Origin of the sequence: Paenibacillus sp. E222, assembly GCF_013401555.1 — a bacterium.
Lineage (GTDB): Bacteria > Bacillota > Bacilli > Paenibacillales > Paenibacillaceae > Paenibacillus.
Genome location: NZ_CP058552.1, coordinates 1322293 through 1343707 on the forward strand (window position 1 = coordinate 1322293; position 21415 = coordinate 1343707).

Annotated in this window: 18 protein-coding genes; 13 read left to right on the plus strand and 5 right to left on the minus strand. The window is 47.9% G+C overall.

The genetic code is table 11. The annotated features are described in order from the left end of the window. The first annotated feature begins 16 nt into the window (after positions 1 to 16). From HW560_RS05985 to HW560_RS06005, 5 genes are all read left to right on the plus strand, one after another. The gene (locus tag HW560_RS05985; protein WP_179265744.1) at positions 17 to 613 is read left to right on the plus strand and encodes a pentapeptide repeat-containing protein; all 597 of its coding nucleotides are present in this window, start codon (positions 17 to 19) and stop codon (positions 611 to 613) included. Between the two features lie 556 nt (positions 614 to 1169). Beyond that, positions 1170 to 1574 carry a hypothetical protein gene (locus HW560_RS05990; RefSeq protein WP_179262353.1) on the plus strand — a complete coding sequence of 135 codons (405 nt, stop codon included), beginning with the start codon at positions 1170 to 1172 and terminating at the stop codon, positions 1572 to 1574. Positions 1575 to 1692: 118 nt separating this feature from the next. Continuing rightward, positions 1693 to 2172 (plus strand): hypothetical protein, encoded by a 480-nt coding sequence (locus HW560_RS05995; RefSeq protein ID WP_179262355.1) that lies wholly within the window; start codon positions 1693 to 1695, stop codon positions 2170 to 2172. 30 nt (positions 2173 to 2202) lie between these two features. Then, on the plus strand, positions 2203 to 2532 hold the full coding sequence (locus tag HW560_RS06000; protein ID WP_179262357.1) for a hypothetical protein: 330 nt from the start codon (positions 2203 to 2205) through the stop codon (positions 2530 to 2532). Positions 2533 to 2611: 79 nt separating this feature from the next. Beyond that, on the plus strand, positions 2612 to 3016 hold the full coding sequence (locus tag HW560_RS06005; protein ID WP_179262359.1) for an Imm7 family immunity protein: 405 nt from the start codon (positions 2612 to 2614) through the stop codon (positions 3014 to 3016). A 61-nt stretch (positions 3017 to 3077) separates the two neighbouring features. On the opposite strand, the gene HW560_RS06010 is transcribed toward HW560_RS06005, so the two are convergent. Then, positions 3078 to 3497, minus strand: a complete 420-nt coding sequence (locus HW560_RS06010) for a hypothetical protein (protein WP_179262361.1) — start codon at positions 3495 to 3497, stop codon at positions 3078 to 3080. A gap of 370 nt (positions 3498 to 3867) precedes the next feature. On the opposite strand from HW560_RS06010, the gene nikA reads away from it, so the two are divergent. The 6 genes from nikA (at position 3868) to HW560_RS06040 (ending at position 10718) form a co-directional block, all read left to right on the plus strand. Further along, positions 3868 to 5418: a nickel ABC transporter substrate-binding protein gene (gene nikA / locus HW560_RS06015; RefSeq protein WP_179262363.1), complete on the plus strand. Its 1551-nt coding sequence runs from the start codon at positions 3868 to 3870 to the stop codon at positions 5416 to 5418. Continuing rightward, positions 5418 to 6365 (plus strand): nickel ABC transporter permease, encoded by a 948-nt coding sequence (gene nikB / locus HW560_RS06020; RefSeq protein ID WP_090902805.1) that lies wholly within the window; start codon positions 5418 to 5420, stop codon positions 6363 to 6365. Before nikA ends, nikB begins: the two co-directional genes overlap by 1 nt. Further along, positions 6362 to 7216 carry a nickel transporter permease gene (nikC, locus tag HW560_RS06025; RefSeq protein WP_110000419.1) on the plus strand — a complete coding sequence of 285 codons (855 nt, stop codon included), beginning with the start codon at positions 6362 to 6364 and terminating at the stop codon, positions 7214 to 7216. Before nikB ends, nikC begins: the two co-directional genes overlap by 4 nt. Then, complete coding sequence (locus HW560_RS06030; protein WP_179262365.1) at positions 7213 to 8013, plus strand: ABC transporter ATP-binding protein; 801 nt, start codon at positions 7213 to 7215, stop codon at positions 8011 to 8013. Before nikC ends, HW560_RS06030 begins: the two co-directional genes overlap by 4 nt. Then, entirely contained in the window at positions 8010 to 8831 is an 822-nt protein-coding gene (locus HW560_RS06035; RefSeq protein ID WP_257031758.1) for an ABC transporter ATP-binding protein, read from the plus strand. Before HW560_RS06030 ends, HW560_RS06035 begins: the two co-directional genes overlap by 4 nt. 381 nt (positions 8832 to 9212) lie before the next feature. Next, positions 9213 to 10718, plus strand: coding sequence for a malate:quinone oxidoreductase (locus HW560_RS06040; RefSeq protein ID WP_179262367.1), 1506 nt, complete (start codon positions 9213 to 9215; stop codon positions 10716 to 10718). A gap of 86 nt (positions 10719 to 10804) precedes the next feature. Here HW560_RS06040 and HW560_RS33680 read toward each other — a convergent pair whose 3' ends face one another. Continuing rightward, entirely contained in the window at positions 10805 to 11188 is a 384-nt protein-coding gene (locus HW560_RS33680; protein WP_257031759.1) for a hypothetical protein, read from the minus strand. Positions 11189 to 11229: 41 nt separating this feature from the next. Continuing rightward, positions 11230 to 11883: a hypothetical protein gene (locus HW560_RS33685; protein WP_257031760.1), complete on the minus strand. Its 654-nt coding sequence runs from the start codon at positions 11881 to 11883 to the stop codon at positions 11230 to 11232. A 418-nt stretch (positions 11884 to 12301) separates the two neighbouring features. On the opposite strand from HW560_RS33685, the gene HW560_RS06050 reads away from it, so the two are divergent. Beyond that, entirely contained in the window at positions 12302 to 14401 is a 2100-nt protein-coding gene (locus tag HW560_RS06050; protein WP_179262369.1) for a TerD family protein, read from the plus strand. A gap of 70 nt (positions 14402 to 14471) precedes the next feature. On the opposite strand, the gene HW560_RS06055 is transcribed toward HW560_RS06050, so the two are convergent. Both HW560_RS06055 and HW560_RS06060 read right to left on the minus strand, forming a co-directional pair. Continuing rightward, the gene (locus tag HW560_RS06055) at positions 14472 to 16112 is read right to left on the minus strand and encodes an extracellular solute-binding protein (protein WP_257031761.1); all 1641 of its coding nucleotides are present in this window, start codon (positions 16110 to 16112) and stop codon (positions 14472 to 14474) included. A gap of 20 nt (positions 16113 to 16132) precedes the next feature. Further along, complete coding sequence (locus HW560_RS06060; RefSeq protein WP_179262371.1) at positions 16133 to 18481, minus strand: AraC family transcriptional regulator; 2349 nt, start codon at positions 18479 to 18481, stop codon at positions 16133 to 16135. A gap of 240 nt (positions 18482 to 18721) precedes the next feature. Between HW560_RS06060 and HW560_RS06065 the strand changes: the two genes are divergently transcribed. Continuing rightward, the gene (locus HW560_RS06065) at positions 18722 to 21304 is read left to right on the plus strand and encodes an S-layer homology domain-containing protein (RefSeq protein ID WP_179265747.1); all 2583 of its coding nucleotides are present in this window, start codon (positions 18722 to 18724) and stop codon (positions 21302 to 21304) included. Positions 21305 to 21415: the final 111 nt, after the last annotated feature.

The following is a 21415-nucleotide window of genomic DNA, read 5'->3' on the forward strand; positions in this document are numbered from 1 at the left end:
AGAGGATGAAATGCACATGGAACAAAATTTAGATCATAAATTTGAGCTTCACAAAAAGTGGGTAGAGACTAGTGGTCAAGAAGGTGAGAAGCTACGATTACAGGAAGTTGATTTTCAACATTATGAGTTAATTGGTGTGTGTTTGGAACAATCGTATATGACTAGCTGTAATTTTGATAATCTTAGTCTGAACAACATGGATTTCCATGCCTCAATTTTGAGTTCGTCAACTTATAACGACGCAGAGTTAGTGAATTGTGATTTTTATAAGTCGGACTTGTCTTATACTGAATTTTCTAATGCAACTTTGAATGGTGTAAGATTTGCTAGAGATGATTTTTGGGAGGCTGGTTTTAAAAGGGCTACAATTATAGATTGTAATTTGTCGGCAAGTAGCTTCTCTCTAACTGACTTTAGTAACGCTTCATTAATAAATATAGATATAAGCGAGTCGAGGTTTGAAGGAGTTTCATTCTATGGAGCAACTTTGAAAAATATTAAAGGAATAACTGAAGTGAATTTCCATAGCATTAATGTCGGCACTCCTGACAACCCAACAGTACTTCTAGGTCAAGATGCAGCAAAATGGTTAGAAGCTACCGTGGGAGAATGAATTTTAAATTATATCTTAAAGACAAGTACTGAATTTAAATTAACGGAGTAGGCATGTTGATAACATATATGGACTTACATTCTTTTAAGGAATACTTATTAAAAACTGTAGATGAATTATCCACCTATCATAACGAATTGCTAGGTGAAAACAGTAAATTCATAATCACTCCGATTGAGGAGTTGGGTAAATCTATAAATTCTACGGACGAATATCTTTACCGGGGAATGTTAAATTCGAATAATTTAGATGGACGCGAGTTCGATATTGATTCTGTTATTAAGATGTTAGGTTGTAGAGTACCCTTGTGCCCCCTTTGGATAAAAGTTTTGCTTAAAGAAGTCAGGACTGAAGCACCTGTAATTGAACTGCAGACGAGTCTAAGATTTCGTAAACCAAGTTTGTTACAAAACCAAGAAACGGGGCATCCTCCGTTCACAGCAGTTCTACAGTCCTTAAATTAAAGCCCTTGTGATTTACTGGATGGAAACTTTACTGGACATATAGGGTTGCCTATTATTTAGCCATTGGCATTTAAGCGTTGGAGAGTTGAGCTATGATAGAAGCAAAAGTCAACGATACTTACTATGATGGATACGAAGGATATCCTATAATCCTAATGTTATTTGAAAACTCTACAGAGAAAAATATCCTAAAAATGTGGAATGGATATTTTGAGACATTATTGGATCTTATGTGTCAGTATGAGTCTACCGACAATGGTATTCTACAAGAATACTATGCTCATGAAAGTTGGTATGAGGAAAGTCCATGGGAAATACAGGACCTTGATTCAGCTATTCATTTATTTAAATCCTTCAATGTGAGTAAAGTAACTGATGAGCAAATAGAGAATGTTAAGAATATTGTTCCTACTCTCCCAGAAGTAGCACATCAGATATCAACGTTTTTAGAATTAGCCAAAACGAACGGTTGCAGCGTGTATATTGAATACGACTGATTGAGATCAAGGAACATAATTTCAAACGATAACGCAGTTGCTAGGGCTGCGTTATTTAGTCTTTACCTTTGAATTAACTCTAAATAGGTTTAATAGTCAATCAAGAGGAGAGCAACGCATGGGGCATCTACTAACCAAAGCTATTGAACGTTTGTCGTTTATTTCATTTGAGGATACCGAAAATAGTTCACTAGAATCTTCTCATGTTCTGATTAAAGAATATCTGAGACGCGTTAATCAATTACTAAATGAGATGGATGCTTCAATAGATCAATATCCCCTATTTAGTTTTGCTAAAATTCTTGGAAAAGCTATAGATGAAAAAGTATATCGAGTTTGTTCAAAACTGGACACGCTAGGAAATCCTTATGTGAAGGTGGTTTGCTACGGTTATTTAGAAGTCTCCGAATTAGCAGATCAAGGAGTTGATGAAGCAATTCAATACATCGACCTCTACGAACCGATGATAAAACTCTTCGAACGAGGCGGGAGTTTCATCATAAGACAAGGCGAAATGGTTGTAGGTAGTTCAACTTATCCTCTTAAGTATTGGAGACATTTAAATATTTCAGTACAAGATATTGGCGACATCGAATAGGGTCATGTTGATCAAACTGGGGGGATACTAATGTCCGTAGGTCTATACAGATATAACGGGGATATAGAAGATCGGAATTGTGAGCTTACACTCAGTGAGAATATTGCTACTCAGGAATTTTACGATGAGTACTGGGAGGCAGCAATACATGAATTAGGAATAGCTCTAATTCGGGATGGATCTAAAATATATTTTCACCAATTAGAAGCTGCTTTAGTTGAGTTAAAACGATTAAGGGGGTGGGCAAAGGAACATTTAAACGGGAGTGAGTTAGATTATATGACGGGTAGAATTGAGAATGTACAAGATATTTTACCTCGCGCATTTATTAGTGAAGGTACAATCCTGTATATATTCTGAGGTTGGTAGCGACTATAGAAGATAAATAGTTTTGAAGCACTGTCTACATAGTTTACGGATAAAGGAGCTGTGGAAGGTAATGTACGAATATCATGGCTGGGCAACCATTAGAGAATGTGCGTCGTTTGAAGAAGATGAGTATCAATATGGTTTAGTTATTCAACGTCTGCGGGAATATGTAGAAGAGCTAAATTGGCCTACAGGTGTTTTGGACGTGAGAGCAGTTAATGGTGACTTTCAACTATGGATAGCGGGCCTAGATAATCACAAACCTGTATCAAAATATGATCCCGCCGAAGTGTTGAAAAAGGTAGGTGAAATAGCTCCGGGTTCCTATGGAATTCTTTATGTAAGAGATAGTGATGATACGGAATCCTTCAATCAGTTTAAGGTTTACACTTTAATTCGAGGTAAAGTAATGGAGAATGATGATCCGTTTCTCTCCCCATTCATACCTACACTAGAGGATGATTACGAAGGATAATTTCATATCGAACTTCTCAGCATGTAGTCATTTTAATAAAGTCTATTAGAACACTCTTATCTTATTCTATGGCATCATAAAGTTCCGACATTCGGTCAGCCAATTCCAATTGTGGCTGCATTCGCTGATGATTCATATCGGTAGGTGTCATGTACAGCAATTCTTTTCCCTGCTCAAACATCGTGACATGGTACAAAACCCCTGTTGCATCTTCTTGGTCCGGATCGAGTACGATTTCTAAATCGCGTACCTTTTCAATCCATTCCTGAATTAGTACCTGATCTGTGTTTGTTTTTTTAGTACCATCACCACCACTCATCATTTCAATAGAATCAACCTGTGTAATATCGCCAGGATAGAAGGTGTGTAATTCCTTCGGTACTTTACTTACTCTGACTTGATTGTGCTCAATACGGCAGCTGCTAAGAATCAGGATCATAACAGTAGCAATCATTAAGACGATAAGTGAATATCTTCTCATCGTACTCCCCCTCTTTAGTCCTCAAACGAAAATTGTATTTGAAATGTTCCGCATAAAATCTATTTTGTTTAATCCTTAAAGTACATCGAGGTTACTGGTCACATATGCTGGAAGACTACGAAACAGGGCTATAACTCTTCGAGGAATCTTGCATGGTTCTACCTGTAAACAATCCCGGATATTAAAGGAAATGCCCGCTAATAAAGCCCTCATATGTAACAAAAAACATGAAGAATCCGCTCTCATCCGAGAGTCGGATTTTTTCTCGTTCCAACACCAACATAACTCTTGCTAAAACGTAATCGTTACGATATGATAATACTCATTGTTTAGATCATAATGATTACGATTAAGAGAGAGGGGCATTACCTTGAATAAAAAGACGCCACTGTTAGCGCTGGTCTCCTTGGCCTTGAGCGCTGGACTGTTGAGCGCCTGCGGATCATCTGAATCCAGTCCCGCTGCGCAGCCATCTACCGATAATAAAAATGTTCACTTCCTATATAACTTTTCCACCAGTTCGCTAGATCCACATGTGGATTCTAGTTATGTGCCGCTGCGCGCGGGCATTACGGAGACGTTGGTTCGTCTCGACGAGGAGAATCTGACGGTTGCTCCATGGCTTGCTGAGAGTTGGGAGAGCGAAGACGGGCAGCACTGGACGATCGACCTGCGAGATGATGTGACCTTCCAGAACGGCAAGCCAATGACGGGTGAATCCGTTAAAGCATCCCTTGAGCGGGCACTGGAAGAGAATGTAGCGATCCAGAACGCGCTGAAGATCGATACAATTGATGCCGAGGGCGACAAGCTGGAGATTACCACAACTCAGCCGTTCCCGGAGTTCGCTTCCGAACTGGTGAACCCCAACACGGCGATTATTGACGTGAGTGAGCCGGACATTGTGAACAAGCCTATTGGTACGGGCCCGTTCAAGCTGATTTCTTTTACCCCAGGCAGCAAGCTGGAATTGGATCGATATGATGAATACTGGGACGGGGCATCGCCACTGGATTCCATCACGTTCTCATTCAATGAAGATGCCAATGCACGCACACTTGCACTCAAATCTGGACAGGTAGATATCGTATACCGTCCAGAAGTCGAGAGCCTCGAATCGCTCAAAGCGATGGACGGCATGACGGTTGAGTCTACATCGACGTTCCGTGTGCATCAGCTAACCATGAACATGCAGCGGGAGAGTATGAAGGACCTCAATGTCCGCCGTGCGCTGGACGCGCTGATTGATCGTCAGGGCATCGTCGACACGATCCTGCTCGGCTACGGTGAAGCAGCCATCGGCCCGTTCCTGCCATCGTTGCCATTCGCGCCAACCTATACGGATACAGCAACGGAATCCGGAGCTGATGTCGCTGTAAAATATCTTGGCGAAGCGGGATATACACTGCAAAACGGCGTGATGACCAAGGAAGGTAAACCGTTGCAGCTAACCCTACTGACGTATTCGTCTCGTGCCGATCTGCCACTGATCGCTCAAGTGTTCCAATCGGATGCGAAGAAAATTGGTATCGACGTCCAGATTCGCCAGATTGACACACCGGAAGATTATATGGCGTCTAATCGCGACTGGGATATTGCAACGTACAGTAACTTGACGGCCCCGCGTGGCGATGCTGGATATTACCTGAATGCGACGTACCATCCGAAGGGTGCCCTTAACTTCAGTGGATCGGAAGATCCGGAACTGACCAAGATCATCGAGGAACTGAATCTCACAGTTGCACCGGAGAAGCGCGCAGAGCTTGCCGAGAAGGCAGCCAACTACGTGCATGACAACGTACTGAATTCATTCGTGCTGCATCCAGGTACGATCGTGGCCTACAACGGCAAGAAGATCAAGAACTGGGTTACCACCCGCAGTGAGTATTACATGATTACCAATAAGCTGGATGTGATGTAATGTTTCGCATTTTGCTTCGGAAGTTCCTTGAGGTATTTATTTTTCTGCTGTTCATTATGTTTGTAAGTTTCCTATTCATTCGTCTGGCTCCCGGTGACCCGGTGTTGACGATTCTGAACGTAGACGAACTGTCCGTTAGTCAGGAGCAGGTCGAAGCTGTACGCGAGGAGATGGGCTTCAACGATTCGCTTCCTGTCCAGTTCGGCAGCTGGTTGCTCGATTTTGTTCGGCTCGACTTTGGCGTATCGTATTCGACAGGTCAGCCCGTCATGCAGACCCTGATGCGTGCGCTGCCAGCTACGGCTGAACTGACGATTGGCGCGCTGCTGGTCATGCTCGTGATAGCGATCCCGCTCGGCTCGCTATCAGCGCTCCATCGCGGAAGTTGGATTGACCGGGGCAGCCGGATGCTCTCCATTGTGGGTGCGGCGGTGCCGAGCTTCTGGCTGGGGTTGATCCTGATCGACATGTTCGGCGTACGCTTCGGTAATCTGCCGACCATGGGCCGCGATGGATTCATCTCGCTTATTCTGCCATCTCTGACGCTGGGACTTGCCATCTCCAGCGTCTATGTGCGTCTTTTGCGCTCCAGCCTGCTAGATTCTCTAAGTCAGGAGTTTGTTCGGTCCGCCCGCGCAAGAGGGTTATCCGAAGGTCGGATCTTCATGCTACACGCGTTTCGCCACAGTCTGCCGCCTGTCATTACGGTATTCGGTGTCAGTCTTGGCAGCCTGATTGGCGGAGTTGTCGTGATTGAAGTGTTGTTCGCTTATCCGGGCATCGGCAAGCTCGTCGTGGACGCCATCCGCCAGCGTGATTATCCACTGATTCAGGGTTACATTCTCATCATGGCTATCGTGGTATTCCTCGTGAATACGGCGGTAGATCTGTCGTACCGTTATTTGAATCCCGAAATGAAACTGAAGGAAAAGGAGGCCCACCGATGAAATCCATGCCCCTGCCCATTCCAACTACAAAATCTAAAAAACATAGCTGGCAGGCGATTATTGGTTTGCTATTTGCCCTGCTGGTCATCGGGGCCTCCGTATATGCCTTTGTAGTTCTGAAACATGATCACACCTTAACCGATCTGCGCGGACGATTACAGGGCGCTAGTGCTCTCCATCCGTTCGGTACGGACCACCTGGGTCGCGATGTACTGACACGTCTGCTGCTCGGCGGCGGCCAAACGCTGGGTTATAGCCTGCTGGCACTTGGCGCTGCACTGTTAATCGGCATTCCGTTTGGCTTGATCGCGGGTTACAAACGTGGCTGGGTCGATAAGCTGTTCATGCGGATTGCGGACGCCTTTCTTGCCTTTCCTGATACCATCGTCGCCATCGTGCTAAGTGGCCTGCTAGGGGCTGGAATCGGTAATCTGGTGTTGGCGATCGTGATCGTGAAGTGGGTTAGTTATGCGCGTCTCGTTCGAAGTACGGTTTTATCGGAGTCACAAAAGGATTACATTCGCATTGCCCGCACCAACGGACTATCCGACGGTCGTATCATGAGAAAACATCTGCTTCCACATATCGCAGGCCATGTGCTCGTGTTGGCCAGTCTTGATCTGGGCAAAATCATTCTGCTCATCTCGTCACTGTCTTACATCGGCCTTGGCGCACAACCGCCAACACCTGAATGGGGAGCGATGCTGAACGACTCACGGCCTTACTTCCAGTCTCGGCCGGAGCTGATGATCTACCCGGGTCTCGCTATTGTCTCGGTAGTCCTACTTGCCAACATGCTGGGCGACTATCTGCGAGACCGGTTCGATGTGAAGAAGGAGGTGCAGCCGTGATTCTCTCCATTGAGGAACTGAGCATCTCCAGCCGGGATCGCACTATTGTAGATCGAGTCTCTCTGGCTGTTCGCGAAGGTGAATTCATGGCACTCGTTGGACAGAGCGGTAGCGGCAAAAGCTTGCTCTCGCAAGCCATTGGTCGTCTGCTACCGCCCAACCTGCATGCGTCGGGGCGAGTCATGTTCGAGGGCAGCAATCTGCTCGAACGGAAGCCAAAGGAGATGCGAGCCCTGCGGGGAAGCCGCATCTCCTATATTTTTCAAGACTATCAGGGAGCATTTACGCCATTTCGCAGTATTGGTGGGCACTTTGATGAATATCAGAAGGTTCATGGGGAGAAGTCTTCTGCCATCCGTAAGAAACGGGCGGAGGAAGCATTGGAATCGGTTGGCCTTGGCGCTGAATTGCTGCGCCGCTATCCGTTCCAGTTGAGCGGTGGACAGCTTCAGCGGGCTTCTATTGCCACATCGCTGATGCTCTCCCCTCGTCTGCTAATCGCAGACGAGGCAACGACGGCGCTGGACAGTGTATCCGGGCATCGCGTGTTGGAGTTGCTGGCGAGTAAGCAAGCGGAGACGGGCTGTGCCATTCTGTTTATCACGCATGACTGGCGGCATGTACGTCGCTATGCCAACCGTTTGGCTGTCATGAAAGAAGGACAGATCGTCGAATCTGGCGGGAAGCATCGCATTCTCGACCATCCCCAGCATGAATATACGCGTCAGCTGATCGAGGCGGCTCCCGTCCTGAGCCGCTCGCTGAATTCGGGATTGAAGGAGGCAGGAACGGAATGAAGACAACCGCAAATGATGAACGCCGTGGACTCGTGCAGTCCGAAGAATCCGGCGTGCCCGTGCTTCACGTGGAACACCTCAGCCGAACGTATGCAGGTGCAGACCGACCGGCTGTGAATGATATTTCCTTCACCCTGAACCGCGGCGAATGTCTTGGCCTGGTTGGAGAGAGCGGCTGTGGCAAGAGTACGCTCGCCCGCTGCCTGCTGAGAATCGAAGATGCAGATACAGGCTCGATTACACTGGGCGGACAGGATATCGCGCGGCTGAGCGGCGGAAGGTTGCGACCTCATCGGCGGAAGGTTCAGATTGTATTCCAGAACCCGATGGCTGCCCTGAATCCGAAGCTCAAGATTGCCGATTCGCTAATCGATCCGTACGAACAACTTGGACGGAACGCCGAGCTGTCCCACTTTACCTACACGTCGAAGGATGCTTACGTCCAAAAGCTGCTTGAAGCTGTCGAGCTGCCAAGCGATTTGGCTGGAAGATATCCGCACGAGTTAAGTGGTGGACAGCGTCAGCGCGTCACGATCGCACGTGCCATTGGGATTGAACCAGACGTTGTCGTGCTGGATGAACCGACGGCCAGCCTGGACGTAATCTCGCAAGGTGCAGTTTTGCAGTTGCTCACCGATCTGCGGACATCGCTTGGTCTGTCATACGTGTTCATCTCGCATGATCTGGCTGCGGTACATCGTATGAGCCAGCGCATCATCGTCATGCGGGAAGGTCGGATCGTTGACCGCTTTGGCGCAGATGCGTTGTTCGCTGAAGAACGCCATCCGTATACGAAGGAACTGATTTCGATCTTCTGAGTACTCCCGGAAACGCCGCCGTGGGTGGTAAGGGTCACTCTTAAATATAAAGCCGCCTTGCGAAGCGATTCCAAAGCGGCTTTTGGTGCATCCATTTGATCACTCAAGTTCAACTAGAACCGGGCTCCTTTCTTTTTAATGAACAAATTAATCTTTCAGCCCTATAACCGGGTTATCTATCTGACATAAACTAGCGTATACTGATGGAATAGCAAATATCTTCAAATTGCATATTTAAATTAACCCATATTATTGATACACTAGATCAAGGTTATATCATTCAGAGAAGGGGCGGGCCTATTCAAGAATGGGGCTTGCTGCAATGCCAAATCGATAACGCTTACATCCTTTTGGCAAATATAGGATATAAGGACGGTAGACATGAGCCAGGGACAAACGAGTACAGATGTTATCTTGATTGGTGCCGGAATTATGAGTGCAACTTTGGGAACTTTGCTTAAACAATTGGCACCAGACTGGAATATTAAGGTTTTTGAGAAGCTCGCCAGTGCGGGGGAGGAAAGCTCCAACGAATGGAATAATGCCGGAACCGGGCATTCAGCATTGTGCGAACTTAACTATACCGTTGAACGACCAGACGGATCCGTAGATATTAGCAAAGCGATTAAGGTGAATGAGCATTTTCAAATCTCAAGGCAATTTTGGTCCTATCTCGTCAAAAGCAATCTGATTCGTAATCCGCGGGACTTCATTATGCCGCTCCCTCATTTAAGTTATGTGCATGGAGAGCAGAATGTCCAGTTTCTAAAAAGACGCTTTGAAGCGTTATCGAAACATCCGTTATTTGTTGGCATGGAATTCTCGGATGATAAGAAAAAACTGGCGGAATGGATTCCGCTGATGATGAAAAACCGCACGGGCAATGAACCGATTGCAGCCACCAAAATTGACTCCGGTACGGACGTTAACTTTGGTGCTTTAACGCGTATGCTAATGGAACACTTAAAGAGCCAAAACGTGGATATCCACTACCAACATAGCGTGAAAAATATGAAACGCACCAGCAATGGATCTTGGGAATTAACAGTGAAAGATCTAGGCAGTGGTGCAGTCAAACGCCATACGGCGAAATTTGTATTTATCGGTGCGGGTGGCGGCAGCTTGCATTTGCTGCAAAAATCCGGCATTCCTGAAGGCAAACATATCGGCGGCTTCCCGGTTAGCGGCATCTTTATGGTGTGCAAAAATCCGAAAGTCGTGGAACAGCATCATGCCAAAGTATATGGAAAAGCTTCGGTCGGTGCTCCGCCAATGTCTGTTCCGCATTTGGACACCCGATTTATTGAAAATCAGAAGTCGCTGCTATTCGGACCGTTTGCCGGATTCTCACCAAAATTCTTAAAAACGGGCTCCAATGCCGATCTAATTACGTCCGTGAAGCTGCACAACTTGCTCACGATGCTCGCGGCAGGTGTCAAAGAAATCTCACTAACCAAATACCTGATCCAACAACTCATGTTATCCAAAGAACAACGCATGGCCGAATTGCGTGACTTTGTTCCGGATGCGAAGAGCGAGGATTGGGATATGGTACTGGCGGGCCAGCGTGTGCAGGTGATTAAGGATACGGCTCAAGGCGGCAAAGGAACGCTTCAATTCGGCACAGAGGTAGTCACGGCGGCGGATGGCTCGATTGCGGCACTGCTCGGAGCTTCACCGGGGGCTTCAACTGCGGTTCACGTGATGCTGGAGATCCTCCAAAAGTGCTTCCCGCAGCACATGGATGCCTGGGAACCGAAGATCAAGGAAATGGTTCCTTCGTATGGCGAATCACTGGTTGACAATCTTAGTCTACTGAACCAGGTACATGCTTCAACCGCTCGGGTGCTTGGGCTGACGGCTGAGAAATCAGTCGTTCGGATGTAACGAGATATATGCAGCCTGCTCTATAGCAGGTGTGATAAAGAGCTAAGCCGGCTAAAACCCGCGCTTAGCTCTTTTTTTATTCCGAATTACAGATAAAACTTTCTCGATTCCTCGTTAAAGAACTCCATGACATCCGGATAATCTGTAATCTCAATAGCGCTCGTCCTCATAATCTTATGAGTAAAGATAGCATCCGTAAAGATTTTATTGATGACGATCCCGCACCATTCTGGCGTGTCTCTGAAATCATCCACCAATGCATGAATCTCATCAAAGTTAAAATACAGGATATATGAAACATAATTCTGAAGCAGCGTCGTGAAGCAATGATCCCGATAGGGGCTAGTGTGGGGTGTAGCGAGAAAGTTCCTCATGACATCAAACAGCAAAGTCTTATTTTTCGCGTACATATGCAGCATCTGATCCACGTTATTAATTAATTCGACTACAGCCTCTAATCCTTCTTCCATGGGCATGATTAGCTTGGGAGATTTACCCTCGATGGTTCGTATCAGCTCCAATGTAAGATGTTTGCAAGCCTGTATTTCATGTGGGGAGATGAGGATTTGCTCTCCATATTTATCTTGATTTTCAATGTAGTATTCGTGGAACGCCGAGAAGTAGTGCTCCAGCTTGATATTGGTTTTGGTATGTATAAGGTCCTGCCCGCTAAACGAACAGGCGTAAAGGGTTTCCTCGTTAACCGGATGCGTATAAAGATAAAAAAGAAGAAAAAGTCTCTCAGTTCACGCTTCTGTTCATCCTTTAAGCTGGACAGTCCATTCAGTTGGGCAAGCTGAAAGAAGCTATAGTTTTTCATAAAATCATTCATCGCGCTGTAGGAGTTATGCGTATGAATGGACATGGTGGTATTCAAGGTAAAGAGCAGATAATACAAAACGAGTTCGTCGTATACATCCAATTGGTTGAAAACTTCAGCGAGAACGGGCTTCCCCATTGGTTTGCTGCCATAGTATGGATCTTCTGGACGGAGCTCACTCATCCAGTTCGTAAAGGTTTCTTCAGAATGACCGGAAAGGAATAAGCCTGCGCTATCGTCTTCATATAAGCCATATTCAAAAGGCTCCGAATGGACAGGCGTTAGCCCTCTTTTCCACTTTATATTGAGATAATCGTTATATAGGGTTTGAAGTTTTGCCTTCATCTTCTTATCCATCCTTTAATCGTGTTTTAGATTCCTGAACGTCCGTTAGTTACAGATCTCTCTCTTCCATCTATTCGACGCATAGCTGAGCAATCCCCCTTAACGGTGGTGTTCAGCAACGAGCTAACAGGAACTTGTAAACACATAATTTATTTCGTGATTTAACCAGTCGTAATACTTTCGCCCTGTTGGGAGATCGTGGAATCTGAGATGATGGGTTCATCAAAGGTTCGGGTCACAAGCTTCGGACCTTTGGCCTTCAGGCTATGGCGATCCTTCCTTCTAACTCATTGGCGAAATTAGGGTCGCCGCTCTCCTGAAGATCTCAATTCAGAGAGGAGGCGTCCAGGCTATCATATTCCTTCCTTCTACATCAGACCAGGCTATTAGGGATATGGCTTTCCTGGACTCTTTTATCATGAACAATACCATCTATTTGCGAAGAGCGAACAAACTCATGATCGAGCAAGAACAAGGGGAGAATCAGCTGCCGAAGGTTTATTTGGCGACTGCCCTTAAAAATATAGAAACACTTGGATACACCTTCTCGGATGAGTTGATGCAAGCCGTGCGAATGTTATCCAAGGAATCATTTGAAGCATTGGTGGCCCAGGTTGTGGCTGATCTGAGAACCATGGTCGGCGCGCATGTGGACTACAAACCGATGTACCCTGGATTCCCGGCGCAGGTGATGGAGGAAGATGAGGTGGAGCTTTACCTGAATGCCATCCTTCATTATCTGACCTGGGTATATCCGAATCATGAATCCGTGGAAAGAGTACCTTTGCTGGATAAAATAAATCTAAAAGTCATTGGCCTTGGCAACAAAGCAGACTTTCAGACGCTCATGCGCCAACTGATCGAAGCCAAGGGCTCCATCTCGGAGACAGACAAAGCAGATATCGATACGGTGCTTGAACATGCGGAACCGGATGAAGTAGATGCGCTGCTGCCAGCCGAGATTCCTTTCAAGGAAAATGTGGGGTTCGTGGTAGCTTCGTTATTAACGTATGAAAAAGCCAATATCGACCGAATCGGCCCGTATTTCAGAACGGCAACGGATGTCCTTCGTCTTGCTGTGGCCTGGTCGGATGGCGATGTCAGCCTGGCTCTGGCTTCGCCTTTCCGTAAATTCAAGCGGCGGGAGAGACGCCTGCTGCTTGGTCTTCTGGAGCAGTGCGGTTCGATTACAGAAGATATGCTCCGTTACAAGGAGCGCTGGATTCGTCTGGGCGAAATTCTGCATCCATCTGAATATAAGCTGCGGTACCCGCGATGCGAGGAAGCTTTTGATATTTTGCGTAATAACAAGCCGTTTACGACCTTTAACGGGAGTGTGGAGCTTGCCTTCCAATACCAGAATGTATGGAGTTTGATTGAGCTGTTGAAGCAGCGCCCTGGTGAATTTGCGAGAAGATTGGATCATTTGTTGCGCTCTACCACGGATAAGGAGTATGTATTGCTGGCGTTCGGAGAAATTCTGGAGCACGTATCGACCCCGGTTTTGTTGCAGGTGAAGCAGCATTTTGCCCGGCGTAATGAGCCGCAGGATCTGCGTGTATTTTTCCCGAAAGGCAACGTAGCGAAGGCTTTCGCCATTCCGAATCAGCTTCCCGAGATGGACGATGACACTTGTCGTGCCGTCGTGCAGATGTGTGAACAGGCGCTGGTGCAGCGTTTCGCTGCCCTTCCTTCGCTTGGGAAGACGTATGTCGATCCACAGCTCCAGGATTATCTGGTTCCCTTTTCCCAAAGATCGGCGAGCAAGGCCCTTCATACGATTGTTCGGGGAAGCCGTGTGCCGATGGCGGAGGGAGATACGATTCGTTTCTTCAACTGGTGGAAGGAAGGGACTGTGAACGGTCAAGCAACGGGGCGTGTAGATATTGATCTGTCTGCGGTGATGTACGATGAGAACTGGAACTATGTGGAGCATATCTCCTATACGAATCTGCGTTCGTCCAAATACCGGGCCGCTCACAGCGGAGATATTGTGACAGCCCCTCATGGTGCGAGCGAGTTCATTGACCTGCATATTCCGTCGATTGTTGATTATGGCGGACGTTATGTGGTGGCGAGTCTGCTTTCCTTCACGAGTCATCCATATTGCGATTTGCCGGAATGCTTTGTAGGCTGGATGATGCGGAAGAAGCCGGGTTCTGGCGAGATCTTCGAGCCGTCCACGGTGGCGAACAAGATTGATATCACGGCAGATACACAGATCGCGATTCCCGTCATTATGGATCTAGTAGATCGTACAGTCATCTGGACCGATTTGGCGCTGACTAGGCACCCGGATTATTACAATAATGTCGAAGGAAATCAAAAAGGGATGGTCCTGATGGGCAAAGCCCTGACCACGCTACGCAAACCGGATCTATACGACTTGTTCATGCTGCACGCCAAGGCCCGGGGTGAACTGGTGGATACGAAGGAGCAGGCCGATACCATCTATGCGGTCGATGAAGGCGTGACCCCGTATGATATCGAGCAGATTATGGCGGAGTATTTGGCTTGAGTCCATCACATGTGAATATGGAGGCCGAGACAGGAAAGAGCAGCGGTGAGCTGCTCTTTTTTTGGTTCATTCACTCATTCGCTTCCTTCACCACTTCCGCACCTCCTGCGGACATGAACTCCTGTACAAACTCATCGAACTCACTGATCGGCCGCTCCCCTGAGATAAAAGCGATATAGGCTTTATTTTTCAATCGGATCAACAAATCACTGTATTTGGCCAAAGCGGGGGTAGCGACCTCCAGCGCATTATAAATACCGTCCTGATCGAGGTGCAGTGTGGCCGCCCATTGTTCCCGTTCTCCCGTCTGTTTCAGCGGCACAGTCATGCCGATATTGGCGCCAATCGTATTCTGATACCCGAACATGGTGTCATATGGCGGCATGATGACGATGTTTCGGGGTTCCGCTGGTGTCCAGACCCAGTGTTTATTTTCTACCCCGTAGGTCATACGTGCTGCTTTATCTGGATCTGGGCTTGCACTGACTTCGTCCAGAATGCGCAGTATCATCTCCAGCTTGCCGGGTTCTTTGACCGCATCGGCTCCAATCGCGGTGAAGCTCATTAACATGTCATTTCCTTTGGAGCCGCGTTGTCCGTGGGGTCCGGTGAACGGTTTACCGAAAACAACCCGTGCTTCAGGGAACTTGGCCGTTAATTCTTTCACATTAAACACAGCTTGTGCGGGACTTTGTACCACTTGACCGTCACGCTCAACACGCCAATCCTCATAATCGCCATCCTGAATCCAGTGGTAGTAGTTGCCCATCGAGGTCATCCCGATTTTACCGTTAATGAATGCATGAGACAGGTGTTTGTAGCCGCCTTTATTCTCGCCTGTGACAAACTCAGGATCGATCACGCCATCCTTGTACCATTTACGCAGGTAAGTCAGCGCCTCTTTCATCTCGGGCTCGAGAGCACCGATGACCTTCTTCCCATCCTTTGAGCCAAAGTACAGCTGATCTGCAAAAACAATCTGACCGAAGGCACCAAATACAACGTTCATGCCTTCACTGGACAAGCCGTACGTATCCTGGATGCCGTTGCCGTCGGGATCATCAAAGGTAAATGCATAGATGACTTTCTCGAATTCCGCCAGTGTCTGCGGAACAGACAACCCCAGCTTGTGCAGCCAATCCTGCCGATACACCACAGGTGTACGGTAGATGTTGGTCGGATTAATGACAGGAATTCCGTAATATCTGCCGTCAATTACACCCGTTTGCTCATAAGCAGGCGCCTGTTCATGGATGATGCGCATCAGATTCGGGGCATATGTGTTCAGCGTCTCTACAGGAATATCGGCAAGCACCCCTTGCTGCTGGTACTTTAGCAGGTCCTGTGGCTGACGAATGCGAAACAGGTCGGGAATGTTACCTTGAGCTAGCTTCATGTCGAGAAGTGACTCGTATTTATTGTTTTCCATATTCCAAATGTCCAGATCCACACCGAATTGATCCTCCACCACCTTCAACATCTCGGCATCTTGCGGTACAGGCAAATTCTGATGCATCGTCCACGAGATATGGTATTTGGCTTTCGGCGTGAGGGGGGATAACGCGCTGCCTTGCTTCGATTCTACAATGGCACTGGGCGCGGTCAGCAGATTGCAGCCGCCAAGAACAACGCCCATCATTGTCAGCAGTGCAGTAGTCAGGAACAGCTGATAGCCATAAGGCGTCTTCGCCTTCGGTTCCTTCATATTCATCCCGCCCATCCTCCTCATACTCATGATCCGGCCTCTGGCATCACTGCCGAAGAGAGGTTGCGTACATAATGACCCGGTGTGCAGCCGTACATTTCCTTGAAGCGTTTTATAAAGTAGGCTGTGGTGCCATACCCGACGGAGCTTGCGATCCGATCAATGGTCATATTGTTGTTCTCCATCAATACCTTTGCCTGTTCCATTCGGCGGGATGTCACATAGTCGGTATAGGTAACACCCATCTCTTCCTTAAAGAGCTTGCTCAGATATTTTGGACTAAGAAATACCTTCGTTCCAACAGCTTCCAACGAGAGGTCTTCGGACAGATTGGCTTCAATATACTGCTTCGCCAGTTCAATGGTCGATACGGCCCGCTCACTGTTGCGCTTCTCGGTTTCTTTAACAAATGTTGTGACCGACTCCACCAGCCAGCTGCGGTACGCGAGAACATCATGGAGATTCGTGTATTCATGATACAGATCAGGGTGGCCGAACTGAAGGGGGTGCTTGTATCGTACGTTTTTCACCACATCCGAATAGATAAATACCATGTTCGACAGGATAAAATGGCAATAGTCAGCGGGATATTGCCCTTCCTGCATATGTTCAACCACCTGTTCAATAGTCACTATCACTTCATCCATCTGCCTGCTCTGGAGTTTGTCCCTGAACTTGGCTAGCATCGCCTGAGGAATTTCATCCATATTGTGCTCCCGCTGGAGAATGCTGCGGTCCTTCAGAATATGGAGCTCGGGCATGAAATACGCATATTTCATCAACGCCTGGGCCTCGCTGAAGCTTCTGTGCACATCGGCCAGCTCCTGCACCCAGGAGCCTGACGACAGCTGGAGATCAAGCTGGAACTGCTGTCGTGCCTCTGACAATAGAAGCTGGGACAGCTTGTCCAGCAGCGGTTCAGACGCTATATCCGTACACAGAATAACCGCCAGCTTCTTGTCCGGCAGTTCCTCGGCAATCAGGCGGCTGTCCGGTAAGGACAGGGACTCCAGCCCATGGATAAATCTCGATATGACGGATGGCAGGTTCTCCGAGCTAAGTCCGATGTGGGATACTCCGGTATTTAGAAGCAAACAGCTGTATGCATGATATGGGTGTAAGATGCCCAGTGCAGTCAGTTCTTCTGCCCACTGTTCTCGGCTATAGCCGCCATGCAGCAGATTCAGTACAGCGTTGTGCTTGATTGCCGGACTGTTCGCCAGCAGCGTTTCCTCAAGGCTGCTCACCTTATCGTTTAATTGCATGAAGGCATTGTCGATCAGCCGGTATTCATTCGTAATCTGCGTTGCTGCCGGACCGGATAGGTCCTTAATCCGGCTGACGAGGCGTTTGATCGGGCTGTAGTTGGCTCTGAGCAAAACGGCTGACAGCGCCAGACCGATCACGATGGCGATCATGCAGATGCCGAGGATGAGCTTCTGTACCATGATCGACTGCTCATAATAGAAGCTGGACGGCATTGCGCTATAGATAGTCCATCCTGTCAAAGGCAGGGTCTGGTAGGACACAACAACCGATGTATTGCCAATCTTATCGTCAAAGCTGCCCTTGGCGTTTCCGGACTGCAGTGTTTTCCTGATACTGGCATCGTATTCCCGCGGCTGCCCAAGAGTATCTGCATTGGCATTGCTAATGGTGTTACCCATCGGGTTAACGATAAATGTGCTTTTGTATTGTGAGGGCATCATATTCTCGATGATGCTGCTAATCGCGCTTTCTTTAACATCTATTGCAATATAGACATCTCCGGTCTCGCCAGTGGACTGAAAAGGATAGCTGTGCGTGTACGTCAACAGGGCGTTGCTGCCGCCACTTGTGCCACCTGGCACACTGGAGAAAATGTCCTGCGGAACCTGGCGTGAAGCCGTCCACAGGCTATTTTGCTTGCTGGTGCGCATGTCCTGAAGCCAATCTGAATAATAAGCCGAGCCTTCCCCTTGATCGGCGTTGTAGCGCAGGCCGTAAAGCGAAGAAAGCATAATATTTTGTCCAGGATAATAAAGATGTATGGCCTGAATCATGTCCGCGTTGCCGGCAACCTTGGACTTAAGTAACTCCTGTAGGTCAATGACACTGTCCAGCCCACTCCGGGTAGATGGTTCCGCGAACAGTCGAATATCCACAGACTTGTCGAGTGACAAGTCCAGGTAGATCTGCTGCACCCTTTGCAGGATCGTTCCTTCAATGGTTCGTGTTGTATTTTCCAGAATCAGCTGATTCTTGTTCTGCAATTCCTCATTGTAACTGCGCGAGAAATAGATATAGAAGAAAGAGCAGATGAGCAGCACAATGACGACCACGATGGAACCGTACGAAATCGCCAAACCCGCCCATGCGGAGCTCCATTTTTTCATGAGGCATTCCTCCCGGCGACGATTATACACTACCTGATTCCATCAAAATTCACGATTTATATTAAGTGAATGTTAAATGTCGAAAATAGGCGATATTTCTCCGAAATTGATACAATGGCGAAATTGTTTTATTGCTGGTTAAGCGTGCCGGATGCTACATTGAGACCGATTCGAGACCAACTACAAAACGATGGGAGTCGAAAAGATTTGAAAACGAAAGCCAACAAAAACAAAAAGAAAATGTTGACCGCTGCTATGGGTGTCGTGCTCATATCCAATTCAATTGCATCAAGTGCTGCGCTTGCGGCGCCAAGTGATTCGCAAGTTCCATTACCGCAGGAGCCGGCTTGGGGTTATTTTGTAGATACGTATAAGAGCAACAGTAATTCAAATACAACCGTTGAAACGAATGCGGCTGTTGGTACATTGTCCAAGTTTTTGGATCTATGGACACCGGGTAATTCCTGGGATAACGGGACCAAGATTAGAGCGGATATCCTGGATTATAACATTCAGTATGTAGCCGATCGTGCTGCAACCCGAACCAAGGCAGACGAAGAGGCCGCTTATTATACAGATCGTACTAACCAATCGTATGGTGCTGTAGATGGTCTGGGTTCACTTGCCAACGTCTATCGTGAGATATCAGGTACATTTACTTCCATTAAAAGTATTCCGGAAGATGCCACAACAACCAAGTATACGGATGAAAACGGAACGAACAAGGCCGGAGATTCAGATTCCAGGCTTGGCAAAATGGTTGACTTGATCGGAGCTGTGCGTGGCAACTCAGCTTCCTCCAACCCTTCAAAAAATTTCTTCCAGTACATGCGTCCATTTCGCTGGTTGAAGACTGACGAGGTTGTTGTGCCTACGCTGAGACCATTAATTAAACCAGACACAGAGGCTGCATCAGATGGAGGCTTCCCTAGTGGACATACCAATGCCTCCTATCTTGCTGCACTTGCACTGGCGTATTCCGTTCCTGAGCGATTCCAAGAACTTGTGACCCGTGCTTCAGAAATGGGCGATGACCGGATCGTAGCTGGAATGCACTCCCCGCTTGATGTAATCGGCGGCCGCGTTCTGGCAACTGCACTTGCTGCGGCAGCCCTGAATGATCCGGAAAATCAGCAATTGAAACAAGAGGCTTACCAACAGGCGCATGACGTGTTATTGAAGGAGACCGGAACAGCAGAAGACCGATTTACCGACTATGAGAAAAATAAGGCTGAGTATACCGAGCGTCTGACCTATGGCTTCCCGCAGATCGGTTCCACAACGGAGCCTATGCCAGTCCCTAAAGGCGCAGAAGTGCTGCTTGAGACCAGACAGCCTTACCTGAGTGCGGATCAGCGTCGTGCGGTACTGGCGACAACCGGAATTGCCTCAGGCTATCCTGTACTGGATGATCCCGAGGGCTGGGGACGCCTCAATCTGTTCGCTGCGGCAGATGGATATGGTGCATTTAACAGCGATGTAACGGTAGTGATGGATGCGAGCAAGGGTGGTTTTAACGCGGTGGACGTTTGGCGGAATAACATCTCCGGTACCGGCAAGCTGACCAAGGAAGGCAGCGGTACATTGAAACTGCGGGGGGCGAATACGTACTCTGGTGGTACTCAGGTTAGCGCGGGTACATTGGAAGGCGATACAGCTACTGCGTTTGGTAGTGGCGATGTGGTCAACAACGGGGGTACGGTTACCGAGAGCGTAACTGGCAAATGGAACATCGAGGGCAACTTCGCGCAGGCTGCTGACGGTACGCTGGAGCTGAACGTAGCTTCCGCAAATGACGTGCTCGACATTAAAGGTACAGTGAACACCGCCGGAACACTGCATGTGAATTTTGCCAGCAGCTATGTACCTGGTGCGGGTGAGATTACGCTTGTAAGCCATGGCGCTAATCAGCAAAGCGGAAAATTCACCTCTGTTCAGGTGGATGGCCTGCCAAGCAAATATAATGCCCAGGTGAAGTATGAGAGCAACCGCATCGCCCTGGCGATTACGGATACAACAAGTCCGGGCACAACGCCGACAACCCCAACTACACCGGGTACAGGTGGTGGCTCGGTCACTACACCAACACCGTCCACACCATCAACGGGTCCTGGAACGGATTCGGGTACGGTGACCACGCCTCCTACAACAGAACCAACGGTACCGCCAGCAACACAGGTGAATCCGTTCAAATCAAGTGTTGTGAGCCAGGAAACAGTACTGAAGACGGTTAATGAAGCCATTGCCGCAACGAAAAATGAACAAAAGACATTCAGCGATATTTCTGGTCACTGGGCCAACCGAAGCATTGGGGCTGCCGTGAAATTACGTATGTTGGAGGGTTACGAGAATGGTTCGTTCCGGCCCAATGCGTCCGTTACCCGAGCTGAATTTACCGCAATGATTGCCCGGGCATTTGGTCTTGGCGAGAATTCGGCTTCGGCTAGCTTCAAAGATACGAAGTCAAGCTGGGCTGCCGGATATATCAGCGCACTGGCTGACAAGGGAGTCATTACTGGCTATGCGGACGGCAGCTTCAAACCAAATGCGACGATTTCCCGCGCCGAGATGGTGACGATTATTGCTCGTGTGCTTGATCTGAACGTACTTGCTACTAATGCTCCGACAAGCTTCAGTGATGTGGACAGCAGTAACTGGGCAGCGGAGGCAATTACGCAGGCTTCATCGGCCAATCTGGTGCAAGGGTTATCCTCTTCCGTGTTCTCACCGAGCGGCAAAGCTACACGGGCTGAAGCCGTGACGATTATTATCCGCGCACTGGAGAGCGACAGCTCAATCAAGGCACTTATCGAAGGATTGTAAACTTCGTGGTTGAAAGATTGTGTATGCTCTGAGCGAGAGTGGAAGACTTAACTGAAGAGAAAAGTGTTTCCTCAAAAATGGAAAGGGCAGGATGGTTCGTGTAATGCGAAC

Excerpts from the sequence above, each read along its gene's own strand:
- HW560_RS05985 (WP_179265744.1), top strand. The coding sequence starts at position 17 with ATGGAACAAAATTTAGATCATAAATTTGAGCTTCACAAAAAGTGGGTA.
- HW560_RS05990 (WP_179262353.1), top strand. The coding sequence starts at position 1,170 with ATGATAGAAGCAAAAGTCAACGATACTTACTATGATGGATACGAAGGA.
- HW560_RS05995 (WP_179262355.1), top strand. The coding sequence starts at position 1,693 with ATGGGGCATCTACTAACCAAAGCTATTGAACGTTTGTCGTTTATTTCA.
- HW560_RS06000 (WP_179262357.1), top strand. The coding sequence starts at position 2,203 with ATGTCCGTAGGTCTATACAGATATAACGGGGATATAGAAGATCGGAAT.
- HW560_RS06005 (WP_179262359.1), top strand. The coding sequence starts at position 2,612 with ATGTACGAATATCATGGCTGGGCAACCATTAGAGAATGTGCGTCGTTT.
- HW560_RS06010 (WP_179262361.1), bottom strand. The coding sequence starts at position 3,497 with ATGAGAAGATATTCACTTATCGTCTTAATGATTGCTACTGTTATGATC.
- nikB (WP_090902805.1), top strand. The coding sequence starts at position 5,418 with ATGTTTCGCATTTTGCTTCGGAAGTTCCTTGAGGTATTTATTTTTCTG.
- nikC (WP_110000419.1), top strand. The coding sequence starts at position 6,362 with ATGAAATCCATGCCCCTGCCCATTCCAACTACAAAATCTAAAAAACAT.
- HW560_RS06035 (WP_257031758.1), top strand. The coding sequence starts at position 8,010 with ATGAAGACAACCGCAAATGATGAACGCCGTGGACTCGTGCAGTCCGAA.
- HW560_RS06040 (WP_179262367.1), top strand. The coding sequence starts at position 9,213 with ATGAGCCAGGGACAAACGAGTACAGATGTTATCTTGATTGGTGCCGGA.
- HW560_RS33680 (WP_257031759.1), bottom strand. The coding sequence starts at position 11,188 with ATGGAAGAAGGATTAGAGGCTGTAGTCGAATTAATTAATAACGTGGAT.
- HW560_RS33685 (WP_257031760.1), bottom strand. The coding sequence starts at position 11,883 with ATGAAGGCAAAACTTCAAACCCTATATAACGATTATCTCAATATAAAG.
- HW560_RS06050 (WP_179262369.1), top strand. The coding sequence starts at position 12,302 with ATGAACAATACCATCTATTTGCGAAGAGCGAACAAACTCATGATCGAG.
- HW560_RS06055 (WP_257031761.1), bottom strand. The coding sequence starts at position 16,112 with ATGAATATGAAGGAACCGAAGGCGAAGACGCCTTATGGCTATCAGCTG.
- HW560_RS06060 (WP_179262371.1), bottom strand. The coding sequence starts at position 18,481 with ATGAAAAAATGGAGCTCCGCATGGGCGGGTTTGGCGATTTCGTACGGT.
- HW560_RS06065 (WP_179265747.1), top strand. The coding sequence starts at position 18,722 with ATGTTGACCGCTGCTATGGGTGTCGTGCTCATATCCAATTCAATTGCA.